This window comes from Stakelama flava (assembly GCF_019351405.1).
GTDB classification, from domain to species: Bacteria; Pseudomonadota; Alphaproteobacteria; order Sphingomonadales; family Sphingomonadaceae; genus Sphingomonas; species Sphingomonas flava_A.
The window spans coordinates 38,998-51,821 of sequence record NZ_JAHWZX010000015.1 but is presented as its reverse complement, the minus strand read 5'-3'; the positions used below and the strand labels follow the sequence as shown (position 1 = coordinate 51,821).

Here is a 12,824-nt window from a genome sequence, read left to right as displayed (position 1 = left end):
TCACTTGCTTTCTCCCTTTTCCACGCCGCGTGGCAGCGGGCGCGGCGCGACGCCCCGGTTCGTCATTCGCACCGGCCGGATCGTGCCGTCGGCATTGAATTCCATCCGGTCGATCGCGAGCTGGCGATGCTCGCCCTTCGTTTCGTCCAGCGGACGCCGGTGATAGGCGATGTACCAGTCATCGGTGCCCGGAATATTGACCACCGAATGATGGCCCGCGCCGCGCGCGATTTTGAAATCCTGTTCCAGAATCTTGCCCATCGGCCGAAACGGGCCGGTGGGTGAGGGGCCCATGGCATAGGCGACGCTGTAATCGGGTCCCGTCCAGCCGCCTTCAGACCACATCAGATAATAGACGCCCTTGCGCTTGATGACGAACGAACCCTCGACATAGCCGGGCGGGGTGATTTCCCGGTACGTGCTGCCATCGGGGAACGGTTCGACCGAGCGCAGATCGTCGGAAAGGCGTACCACATTGCAATGCTGCCAGCCGCCATAATATAGGTAGAATTGCCCGTCATCGTCGCGAAATACGAACGGATCGATCGGCTGCGCCCCGTTGTGGAACGCGTCGATCAGCGGATGGCCGAGTGCGTCCCGAAACGGGCCGCCTGGGCTGTCCGACACCGCGACGCCAATGCCGCCCTTCTCGCCATCCGTCTGAATATCGTTGGCGCCGAAGAAGAGATAATATTTGCCGTCGTGCTCGATCGCCGAGGGTGCCCATACGGCGTAGGCCGCCCATGAAACATTAGCGATGTCGAGAACATGCTCGTGCCTGGTCCAGTGCACCAGGTCGGGCGAGGAAAAGGCATTGAAAAAGGTCTGAATGCCATAGGATGGCCGGACCATCTTGTTTTCACGCAACGTTTTTTGCGCGTCGGTGAAATGCGGTGACCGGTCGGGCGCGCGATAATCGTCGGAATAGGTCGGGTAAATCCAGTAGCGATGGTTGAAAATGCGAATTTCAGGATCGGCGTACCATCCGTTCACGATCGGGTTCTTTGCGCTTGCGGGCAGCGCAGCGGCGACAAGTGCCGCCCCGGCCGTCAATATCCTGAACATCGTCCTCATATCGCGCATCTTCCCCACGGCTATGCTCGAAAAGGGAGGGGAGGGCGGCTTACCTGTCGGCAAGACGCCCCGCCCCGGCATTCTTACGCGGGCAGCCGTCAGAATTTGAACGACAGTCCCACATAGGCGCGGCGACCCGAATAGACGTTCGAAATGAACCGGTCCTTCGTGTCGTTGCCCAGATGCGAACGCTGTTCCGACTTGGTCAGGTTGATGACAGAGGCGGTCAGCTGAAGATTCTTGAAGATGTCGTAGGATGCATTGAGATCGACCTGCTCATACGGATCGTCATACACGTTCAGACCCGACGACAGGCCGCGCACCACCTCGCCGCGCCGGTTGTATGACGCGCGCAGCAGGACCGGGCCATGTTCGTAAAAGATCGAGGCGTTGACCTGCGTCTTCGAACTGTTGACCAGCGGTGAGGAACCGACCTTTTCGCCATCCAGACTGATGTCCGCGGTCGATGTGTCGTTATAGGTGAAGTTCACCTGTGCGCCGAGGCCGAAGTCCAGCGTATGCTGGGCGTAGAGTTCGACACCCTGCGACACCGCCGACGAACCGTTCGCCTGAGTCGAATATTGCTGCACCGTCACCGTCTCGCCCGCGACCTCCTGTTGCAGATCGAGTACCAGCGGCACGATGAAATCATGCACATCCTTGCGGAACAGCGTCATGCCGACCACCGAACCGGGGTGGAAATACCATTCGACGCCGACATCATACTGCCATGCATTGAACGGCTTCAGGTCGAAATTGCCGCCACCGCCGAACCAGCCCGGCAGCGCGCCGAACTGCGCGCGGTCGTAAACAAACGGATCGGCGTTGAAGGTCAGCGAGCGCGACCCGGCAAGGTCGCCATAGCCGGGGCGCGAAATCACCTTTGAAACTTCGCCGCGAACCAGCAGGTCCGGGGTCACGTTCCATGCGATGTTAAAGCTTGGCAGGATGTCGGTATAGGTTTTTGATTCGCTGTTCGGGCTGTACACGCGTACTTCGCGCTGGTCCTGCGGAATTACCAGACAGTTGCCGTCCTCGCCGACCGGCTTGTTCGGATCGAACGGCCCGTCGGGACCGTCGACGCAGTAATCGTTTTCGTAGTACAGGATGTCGGTCGACGTTCCCGTCTGCTTGGTATTGACGATGCGAACGCCGATATTGCCGCGAATGGTATCGGTCTTGTAATTGAGCTGCGCGTAACCGGCCCATATCCGCTCGCCGATATTGTAGAGGTTCTGCGGTTCGGGAACCAGCACGGGGCCGTTATACGTGTCGTTCAGATAATCGATGTAATTCTTGATATTGATCGCCGGGAACACGTTGGTGGTGAACCCGCCCGCGATATTGCCGAGCGAATGATCGTAGAAGAATTCGGGCAGCGCCAGCGCGCCGCCGGGCGTGTCCTGGAACCGCAGGGTATTGGCATCGTCCGAATACCATTCGAAGCGGCCGGTCTTGCGATTGATGTTGCCGTCGCGCCATTTCGCCCCGACCTGAATCGAATCGATGAAGCTGTCGAAATGCCGGGTAACGTCGACCTGCGCATAGCGCTGCGAAATCTTCGTATTGGTGAAGCCCGATCCGGTTGAGCCAAGGTCGATCTGCGCCACGCCGTTCAGCATGTTTTGCAGAACGTCGGGTGAAAATTCCATTGCCAGCGACTGGTCGGTGAAGTTCCAGGCGCTGTACATATTGCCGTTCACTGAACCGTTGCGCGGCTTGGCCTGCGCATAGAAGTTGAACGACGGTCCGCCCTTTGCCCAGGTCTTGCCCAGCGTGAAATTGACCTGCAGCCGGTCGTGCGTCCATTCGCCCGTTACGTCATAGGTGTTTGAAACGGTCTTTTCGCGGGTATAGGTATCCTGCGGCGCGGGCGTTTCCATCGTGCACAGATTGCCTTCCACGCGGCACCCGGTTCCTTCGGCCGGCACCTGGAATGCCGCGCTCTGGAAAATGGTGCCGCTGGGGTCCAGCGTCGCGCCGGTGAAGAAATTGCCATAGCCCCATTCGGGAAGCTTGATGGTGCTCGACGTATAGTTGCCGTTCAGCTGAAAACGGAAATAATTCGCGGTGATCAGCAGATCGTCGGTGGGGCGCATCTGCGCCGTGGCCTGAATGCCGAGCCGCTTGCGCTTTTGATCGAGAATGGTTTCGCCGACCGACTGCGGCGCCCAATAGCCGCTGTAATGCGTTCCGTCCTGAGTCGTCGTTCCGGCGTTTTCGCCGCTGTTCCAATAGGATACCGCATCCTGATTGGGCAGGACATTGCCATTGACGTCGACCGCCGGCTGCGCGTTCTTGTCGTCGGTCCACCAGTGCCATGAATTTGCATAGCTGCTGAGCGTCCGGTTGGTGCGCACCTGATAGGTCGCGCCCACCAGAAAGCCGAGCGTCTTGTCTTCATTATGCCAGGACAGCAGCCCCGAAACATTGGGTTCGAACTTTTCGGTGACGTCCGAATAGGTGCCCTCTGCCGAAACGCTGCCCGACCAGGGGTCAAGGTCGAACGGACGGCGCGTATGGTTGATGATGATGCCACCGACGCCGCCTTCGTCCAGCCGCGCTTCGGGAGATTTGAACACCTCGACGCTGCCGATCAGGTTCGACGGCAACAACACATAGTTGAACGAACGCGACGGCCCGCCATTATCGGCCGAAGCGATGAAATTGCCGTTCAGTTCGGTCAGCACCAGATCGGAGCCGAGGCCGCGGATGCTGACCCGGCTGCCCTCGCCGCCATCGCGGTCGATGATGACGCCCGGCACGCGCTGCAAGGAATCGGCGACGTTCTTGTCGGGAAATTTGCCGACATCTTCCGCCGTGATGACATCGACAAAGGCGTTCGCGTTGCGCTTCTGTTCAAGGCTGGCTTCGATCGACTGGCGATAGCCGGTGACGACGATGTCGCCTGCCTGATCAGCAGGGCTGGCCGATTGCGGAGCGGTGGATTGTGCAGCGCCGGTTTGCGGCGGGGTCGGCGTGCTCTGCGCGGGGGTGGCAGCCTGCGCTGCGCCATCACTGTCCTGCGCCCGCGCCGTCCCGGAAAGGCCGACGACCATGCCGGCGCTCAGCATCAGCAGGTGCAGCACCCGCTGCCGCCCGCTCATCTTCAACAGATAGTTTCCTGTGGTCATTATCGCTTCCCTCCCGTTGTTCGGGAAAGCGGGTCGCTCCCCCGGTAACACTAGCTGTCGGGTCTTTCCGCCCGATCAGTTCGCCATCACTTCATGATAAAACAAACAATTTGTCAAATGAATGTTTGTGACATTTGTTACACGCCTCACACGCCTGCAAACCATTGATAAAGCGAAATTTATTTGATGCTTATGACATGAGCCTTCTGCCGCGCTCCCTCAGGTTCGCGAATCAGTCATCTTTTGGGCTTTCCGCCCATAATGGCGCTGCGATGTCCGAAAGCGTTTCGGCGGGCGCTTTCGCGCGAGCGCGATCATAGGTCAGCAGACCGTTGATTTCGTCCTCGACATCGCTGGTCTGCGTATAGACAGCGGCGCTCAGCCCCGCTTCCTTCGCCTGGCGGATCACCTCGGCCATCTTGCGCGAAAAGCGCGCGACATAATCGTCCTCGCTTGTTGCGGTCTGATAGCCCCAGTTTCGCTTGCCCGGCCGCCAGATATGCCCTTCGACAGGAAGCCCGATCCCGCCATATTCGCCCAGCACGATTGCGCGGTTCGCCATATGCGGTGGGGTCTTGGGAACGTCTTCATAGGTGTGGATGTCATACACGTCGGACACGTCCGGCGCGGTGTCGACCCAGCCCGAATCGGCGTCGATCAGTCGGCTCGGGTCGATTCCCTTCACGAAGCGGGCGAGCGCCGCCGAATTATATTCGCCCCAGCCTTCATTGTTGATCACCCACAGCACGATCGAGGGGAAGGCGCGCAGATCGCCGACCATATCGGCCAGTTCCTTTTGCTGCTGTGCCATGGCATCATCCGAAAAGACCGCCTGATACTTGCTCGTCCCGGCAAGAAACTGGTCCTCGCCCCCGCCCGAAGGCATATCCTGCCAGATCAGCATGCCCAGCCGGTCGGCATCGTAATAATAGCGGGCCGGCTCCACCTTGATATGCTTTCGCACCATGTTGAACCCGGCCTTTTTCAGGAAAAGCAAATCGCTCTTCATCGCCGTTTCCGACGGCGGGGTATAAAGCCCGTCGGGCCACCAGCCCTGATCGAGCGTACCGTTCTGGAAAACGGCTTTGTTGTTCAGCAGGATCGCAGGCTGGCCGCGCACCGGGCCCGGTCCAACGGAAATCTTGCGCATCGCGAAATAGGCATCGACGCTGTCACGCGGCGCGCCGGCAATCGTCGCGTCGGCATAACGCTGTGTCTCATCTTCGGTGAAGCGCGCATCATATGCCGCGCGGTCGCGATCCTTTTCCCCGGCATAGGGGTCGCGGATGCTGACCAGTTCCGCCTTCAGATCATAAAGATAGGGATGGTCGGGCGACCATAGGTGCGCATCGGGAATGGCAAGCGTCGCCCGGCGGTTGGCGCGGATGATAGTCGATGCCACCGGTTTGCCGTCGGCGCTCGCGGTCAGGCGCACCGCGTCGGTATCGCTCGCCCAGCCGCTCAACGCCACCGCGACGTCGATTACGCCACGGTCGATATCGGGGGTCGCGCGAACATTGGCGATGTGCAGCGCGGGCACGGGTTCCAGCCACACCGTCTGCCAGATGCCACTGACCGCCGTGTACCAGATTCCCGACGGATCGAGGATCTGCTTGCCGCGCGGCTGCGTCCCGGCACTGGTGGGGTCGGTCACCTGAACCACCAGCTCGTTTTCGCCGGGTTTCAGATAGGCGGTGATGTCGAAGCCAAAGGTCCCGAAACCGCCTTTGTGGCTGCCGACCACCGACCCGTTGACCAGCACGGTCGCGCTGTAATCTACCGCCCCGAAATTCAACATGATATGTTGTCCCGACCAGTCGGCGGGGACGGTGAAGCTGCGCCGATACCAGAGCCGCTGGTCGGGGTTTAGCGCGCGCGCCACGCGCGACAGTTTCGATTCGACCGGAAACGGCACCAGGATTTCGCCATCCATCTTCGCGGGCTGCGGCGTGGCTTCGGACGTGATCGCATAGTCCCAAAGGCCGTTCAGGTTTTTCCAGCGTTCGCGCTTCATCTGCGGACGCGGATAGCTTTGCCAGACATTGTCGGGCGTGACCCTGGCGCCCCATTGGGTGGTGAGGTCACTGGTATAGACCGCATCGGGCTGCCGCGTTTGCGCAGCGGCGACGGGCGCGACAAGCAGCAATGAAAGCGCAGCATATAGTTTCAGCACGGTTCGTCTCTCCTTGCGGCTATTATCAGCGGGCGCCTTGCGATGAAGATGGGAGCACGAAGGGTGCGGGAAGAAGGGTTGCCCCTTCGTGCTCCAGTTTGCCGCTTGCAGGGGGCCAGCGGGTCGCAAAAACAGGGTGCTCAGTGGCTCACGGACGTCATCGACGGGGGCGCGGCATCGCGCGCGGCGCCCCATTGCCGGTTCGGCTCAGGCCCCATGACGAACTCCAGCTTCGCGCCGTTGCGGATATCGTCATGGGTAAACCACGGCTTGTTCCAGGAGCGGCCGTTCAGCGTCGCCGACTGGATATAGACATTGTCGGCGGAGTTGTTCTTCGCCTCGATCTCCAGCGTCTTTCCATTGCCCATGTCGAGCGCGACGTGATCGAAGACGGGGCTGCCGATAATATAGGTCTGGCTCGACGGATCGACGGGGTAGAACCCCATGGCGCTGAGCACGTACCAGGAGGAGGTCGCCCCCTGATCGTCCATGCCGGGATAGCCGTACCCGGCGGCGTCGCTGCCATAGGTGAGATCGAGCACCTTGCGCACCAGCGCCTGCGTCTTCCAGGGCTGGCCGCTCCAGTCGTAATAATAGGGCGCTTGCTGATCGGGCTGATTGCCCTGCACATATTGCCCGATCACGCCGGTGCAGTCGCGGCAGATGCCGGTCGGGCGATAGGGTTTGCTGAAGAAAGCGTCGAGTTTGGCGTTGAAGGCGTCGCGGCCACCCAGCAGGTTGATCAGCCCCTGAACATCATGCGGGACCAGCCACAGCGTCGACCAGCCCGATGCCTCTTTCATCATGAAATTATAATAGGGCTCGGCCGGATCGAACGGCGAAATCCACGCGCCATCGGCAGTGCGCCCGCGCATGAAGCCTATCGATTTGTCGAAAACGTTCGCATAATTGCCGGCCCGCTTTGCGAATAGCCGATAATCATCGTTCTTGCCCAGCTTTCGGGCGAACCGGGCGAGCGCGTAATCGTCCCATGCATATTCCAGCGTCGTCGCGACGCCCGCCTTGCCGCCGGCATAGGGCGGGCTGGGATTGTGATCGGGCACGATGTCCGAAATCCAGCCTTGCCGCATATATTCGTCGAGATATCCACGCGGTCCAGACGGATCGAGCGCGTTCTTGCGCAGATAGGGATAGGCTGCGGCATAATCGAAATCGATGCCGCGTTCCCACGCGCCCAGATAGAGGAACACCGCATTGTCGCCGTGGAAGGAGGTGTTCATGAAGCCCTTTTCGCGCGCCATGTCGAGTTCGGACGCCATGATATCGCGCACCACCTGCGGCTCCATCAGTTCCAGCAGGACGATCTGGTTGCGACCCGTGTCCCAGAAGGGCACCGGACCGTAGCGGTCATGGGCAGCGACCTGAACCTTGCCGTTGGCGTCGGTGAATTTCTCTCCCTTCTGGGCGATCAGGCGCGGACTGGCGAACGACTGGAACAGTGTGGAATAAAACAGCCTTCGCTGTTTCTCCGTCCCGCCGGACACGCGCACCCGGTTCAGGAGCGTCGCCCATTGGTCACGCGCCGCATCATGCACCGCGTCGAAATTCCAGCCGGGAATTTCGGCGTTCAGCCGCTGCTCGGCCTGTTCGTAGCTGGTGCCGTGCGCCATCTTCACTAGCACCTGATCTCCAGCGCGGGTGGCGAACGTCACATAGGCACCGGCATAGCTGCCCGCCACCTGATGTTCGCCCGGATCGATGTCGCTGACGCCGATGCCCCATCCTTCATTGTCGCCCGGCGACTTTCGGAACGTGCCCGATGCAACAAAGGGGCGAGAGAATTTCGCGACGAAATATGCGCCGTCGGTGCCGCCGCCATCCTGCGCCTTTCCCCGGATCATGGTATCGTTCATCACTTCGACCTCGCCCCCATGGCGCGGGAAATTGATGGTGACGTTCGACCGTTCGCTTTGCGGAAAGGTGAAGCGCATGATGCTCGCCCACCGCGTTGCGGTCATTTCCGCCTTGGTATCGAAACTGTCGAGATACGCCGAATAATATCCCGGTTCCGCATGTTCGCGTGATTTGTCGTAATAGGATTGCCGGTTGGCAGGGGCCGGGGACCAGTCGCCGACGACCGGCGCGATCATCGGTTCGGCATGGCCGCCATAGGTGGAGCCGCCGCCGCCGGTGAAGCCGATCATCGTCGGATTGGTGTAGTAATAGGGAACCGGGACGCCGTTGGGATAGCTGAGTTCGATATTGTTGTTGACCGGCGATGCCGCGACGGATGCATGGGGCAGGCGCGCGCCGGGGGATGTCTGGCCCGAATAGACCGGTTCCCCGGGCGGCGGCGCATTTCCGATCAGTGCCTGGCGATCGAGCGGCGCGGTGCCGGTCAGCGGGTCCGCCAGCGTTACCGGTGAGTCATCGGCCCGAACGCGTTTCTGCGCAAGCGCTTGCGTCGACAGACATAGCGACATGACCGCCAATGAAGCTGACAGGAAAGACGGCGTTGCGTGCCGGGGCGACCTGCGCCCGCACTGGTCACTGCGTTTCATCCAGTTTCGCTCCCCCCATGGAACCTGTTTTAACGCGCTGATTCTGTGTCAGCGTCGGCGATCAGAATTAAATACTCCAAATTGTTTGTCAATTAGCTTCGCAGGTACTGGGTGTCGGTGGGCGCGATGCCGCGTGCTGCGCCGGAACGTGCTGGAAGTCGTAATGGCTGCAACGTGCAAACGCTGCCCGCCGGATCAGCGCCCTGCCTGCATCAGGATCGATTCCGACGGCAGCAGGCTGTCGAGAAACGGCATGAACGCCGCGCCGATCGCAGAGGCATCGCTGGCCGTTTCCGCGCGGCGCACCGGCGCCACGGCAGGCAATTGCAGATCGGTCATCTTTTTGTTCAACCGCTCGACCAGCGCGTCGGCAAGCGGGGCGGGAAGCCGCCCGCCGATCAGGATGGTCGACGGATTGATCAGACAGTTGACCGCGATCAGCGGCTGGACCAGCACGCGCGCGGCATCGTCCAGCCAGTGTTCGATCACCGCATGTTTCTCCTGCGATGCGTTTAACAGTTCTTCGGGCCGACGCGCTTCGTGCCCCGCCGCTTCCAGCCGGGCATAAAGCGCCGACAGCGATACCGTATCCTGAATATTCGTGCCGCGCGGGCCGGTGGCATCGGGCATCGCCCATATCTCGCCCGATCGCGAATCGGCGCCGCGCACATAGCTGCGGTCGATGACCAGCCCGCTGCCCAGTCCCGCGCTGATCAGCAGGTAGAAGAAATTGGGCAGCGCTATCCCCTTGCCCAGATTTGCCTCGCCCAGCGCGGCGGTCGCCGCATCGTTGTCGGCATGGATCGGCCAGGGTAGAACGTCGCCCAGCAATTCATCCAGGTCGATTCCCTCCCACGCATCATATTCCCGCGGCCGGTGCGGCAGGGTGATCCGGCCCAGATCGTCGGGCAGCGCCACCCCGACGCCCAATATGCGATCGCGATCGATCCCGCCCGCCTCCAGCAATCCCGGCAGCACGTCGCGAAGATAGTCGGTCACTGTAGCGGGCAGGGCAAAGGCGATCTCCAGCGACTGGCGGCTGCGCACCCTGCCCGCCAGGTCGAGGGTAAGGATCGTGATGTGATCGCGATCAATGTTCAGCCCGATTGCAAATGCGGCATCCGGATCGATGACGATTCGCATCGCGGGCTGGCCGCGCTTTCCCTGCAACCGCCCGGCGGGTTTCAGGAAGCCAAGCTCCATCAACCGGCCGGTGATGTTCGCGATGGTCGGCGCGGTCAGCCCGGTAAGGCGAGCAAGCGCGGTCCGCGTGGTCTCCCCCGTCAGACGAATTGCCTGAAGCACGATACGCTGGTTGTAATCACCCGCGCGTTCCAGATTGGTGCCGCTCAGGCTCAGCCGCAGCCGCGCATCGCGGGTATCGGCCCCGGTGTTGCTCGAACGCCTTTCCGGGTCGGCGGGCGCAGTGAATTTCATGGACGCGATCTTTCGAGTGCGGAGGGTGAAGTCCCGATGCCCGGGCGCCTCGATGCCGCACGCTTGTAATAAAATGGTTTAATAATTCTTTTTTGTAAACGCGCGCGCGCCGTTACTGTCAATGCTTTATCGCGCCGTGCTGTTGCCGAACACCAGGTCGATCCAGGCACTGAAAACCGCCGTCACTTCCAATTGCCCGTCCGAAGCGAACAGCCCGTTCCACAGCGTCGCGACGACCACGGGCGCGGCGAGCAGGATCGGCATTTGCGACAGCCCTTCGCTGCGAAGTTCCCCCCTGCGCTCGGCGCGCCGCGCATATACCCGGATGATCCGCAGCACCGGTTCTATCGCCACGCGGCGGTAGACGGCGGCCAGTTCGGGGAAGCGCGGCCCTTCGGCGGCGACAAGGCGCGGGACTGCGATCATGCCGCTCGCCTGTAATTGCGCCAGCATCGGCAGGACCGCGCGGCGCAGAAAATCGCCGGTATGCTCCTCCGCGCGTGGTCGCGGTAGCGCGCTACCGGCCGCCGCGCCCGCCATGATGGTGCGCAGCACCTCGCCGAACAGCGCAGTCTTGTCGTCAAAATGGCGGTATATTGTGCCTTTGGCCAGTCCGGCGCGCTTTGCAACGTCACTCATCCGCGTATCGGCAAAGCCGTATTCAAGGAATGTGTGCAGCGCCGCATCGAGCAGCGCGCGTCGCGTCGCCGCGGTTTTCGCGGGGCTAGGCCCACGCGCACGGCGGCCTTTGGCGGTGGCGGGATCGGTCATGATGCCAGCCTTACGCAAACATGACCCGCCGGTCACCTTTCAGTTGACTAAAGTGACCAACGGGTCATTTTAGTTCGAGTGAAGGAAAGGAACGATTCGATGGATCATGCGGATATCAATTGCGAAGTGCTCGTCATCGGCGCCGGTCCCACCGGCCTTATGGCGGCGAACCTGCTGAACCGATGCGGGGTCGATGTTCGCATTGTCGATCTGCGTGCCGAACAATCGCGCGAATCGCGTGCCTTCGCGGTGTCGGCTCGCTCGCTAGAACTGTTCGCCGCGCTGGGGCTTGTCGATCGGCTGATCGAACGCGGCGCGATCACCAGCGGTATCGATTTCTTCGTGTCGGGAAAGTGGGTCGGGGGACTGGACTATGACCGGGTGGAGGCGCGCGACACGCCGTATCGCTTCATCCTGATGGTTCCGCAGTCGGAAACCGAATCGGTGCTGATCGATTCGCTCGGCGAAACCGGCCTCGCCATCGATCGCGGGATAGAAATCACAGGTTTGGCGCAGGACGAGGACGGAGTGCTTGCCACCGGCAAGCGCGCGGACGGATCAGCGGTGCGCATTGCCGCCCGCTATGTGCTCGGTGCGGACGGCGCGCACAGCATCGTACGCGAATCGCTAAACCTCGATTTCGACGGCGCGCGCTATCCGCAGACCTTCCTGCTCGGCGACGTTCAACTCGACTGGCCGCTCGATCACGGGCGTTTCCGGATTTTCATGCACGGCGAACGGATCGGGCTGTTCTTTCCGTTGCACGGCACGGGGCTGTCGCGGGTAATGACGACCGATTTGCGCGCTGGTGGTGGCGGTGATCCGGTGCGACCCGAACCGCTGCCGCTGGACGAATTGCAGGCGGCCTTTGCCGAAGCGACGTGCCAGCCGGTGCGCCTGCATGATCCCGTCTGGCTGACCCGTTTTCGCACTCATCATCGCGCGGTCGATCGCTATCGTGCCGGGCGCGTTTTCGTAGCGGGCGACGCCGCGCATATCCATTCGCCCGCTGGCGGGCAGGGGATGAATACCGGACTTCAGGACGCGGCGAACCTTGCATGGAAACTGGCGGCGGTTTTGCGCGGGAACGCCGACGATGCGCTGCTCGACAGCTATGAGAGCGAACGCCTGCCGGTCGCGCGGGAGGTGCTGCGCTTTACCGACCGACTATTCGCCGTTGCAGCGGGGCAGAGCGGATGGCGCGCGCAGTTGCGCGATCTTCTGGCCCCGGCGATTCTCGGCCCCGCTTCTGGTCTTGCCGCGGTGCAGAGCGCGGCGTTCCGAAAATTCGCGCAGATCGATATCGCCTATCCGGCCGGTCGCACGGTGGCGGCGGGGGCGGGAATGCGCGCGCCCGACGCACAGCTTTCGCGGCATCGCGACCTGTTCGACCTTCTGTGCGGCTATCGCTTTCACCTGCTTGTGCTTTCGCGCGAACCGCTTGCGGCGAACGAAGCGCGCGCAATGCTCGACCGGTTTTCCACGCTGCGCGGGACGGGTGTCGAACCCCATCTCCTCACACGTCAGGCCGGTGGCCTGCGCGAGGGCGTTGACCGTATCGAGAGCGGCGAGGTGTTCGATCGGTACGGCGTTGCAGCGGGCGATGGTCGGGCGACCATTCTTGTTCGCCCCGATGGCTATGTCGCCTGGCGCAGCGATACGCTGGACATCGCCGCCGCGACCGACTTCTTACAGCGCCTGTAGCGATTGCGC

7 protein-coding genes are annotated in these 12,824 nt (G+C 61.7%); 1 reads left to right on the top strand and 6 read right to left on the bottom strand.

Annotated elements, in window-relative coordinates; translation table 11 throughout:
- The 6 genes from KY084_RS13880 to KY084_RS13855 form a co-directional block, all read right to left on the bottom strand.
- Complete coding sequence (locus KY084_RS13880) at positions 1-1,074, bottom strand: glycoside hydrolase family 43 protein (RefSeq protein WP_246587164.1); 1,074 nt, start codon at positions 1,072-1,074, stop codon at positions 1-3.
- A 98-nt stretch (positions 1,075-1,172) separates the two neighbouring features.
- A complete protein-coding gene (locus KY084_RS13875) occupies positions 1,173-4,208 on the bottom strand; it encodes a TonB-dependent receptor (protein WP_246587163.1) in 3,036 nt (1,011 codons plus the stop codon).
- A 232-nt stretch (positions 4,209-4,440) separates the two neighbouring features.
- Complete coding sequence (locus KY084_RS13870; RefSeq protein WP_343228028.1) at positions 4,441-6,381, bottom strand: glycoside hydrolase family 2 protein; 1,941 nt, start codon at positions 6,379-6,381, stop codon at positions 4,441-4,443.
- A gap of 140 nt (positions 6,382-6,521) precedes the next feature.
- Positions 6,522-8,903, bottom strand: a complete 2,382-nt coding sequence (locus KY084_RS13865) for a GH92 family glycosyl hydrolase (RefSeq protein ID WP_219239076.1) — start codon at positions 8,901-8,903, stop codon at positions 6,522-6,524.
- 195 nt (positions 8,904-9,098) lie between these two features.
- Entirely contained in the window at positions 9,099-10,340 is a 1,242-nt protein-coding gene (locus tag KY084_RS13860; protein ID WP_219239075.1) for an ROK family protein, read from the bottom strand.
- Between the two features lie 126 nt (positions 10,341-10,466).
- On the bottom strand, positions 10,467-11,111 hold the full coding sequence (locus KY084_RS13855) for a TetR/AcrR family transcriptional regulator (protein WP_219239074.1): 645 nt from the start codon (positions 11,109-11,111) through the stop codon (positions 10,467-10,469).
- Positions 11,112-11,210: 99 nt separating this feature from the next.
- Between KY084_RS13855 and KY084_RS13850 the strand changes: the two genes are divergently transcribed.
- Positions 11,211-12,815 (top strand): FAD-dependent monooxygenase, encoded by a 1,605-nt coding sequence (locus tag KY084_RS13850; RefSeq protein ID WP_219239073.1) that lies wholly within the window; start codon positions 11,211-11,213, stop codon positions 12,813-12,815.
- The last annotated feature ends 9 nt before the right edge of the window (positions 12,816-12,824 follow it).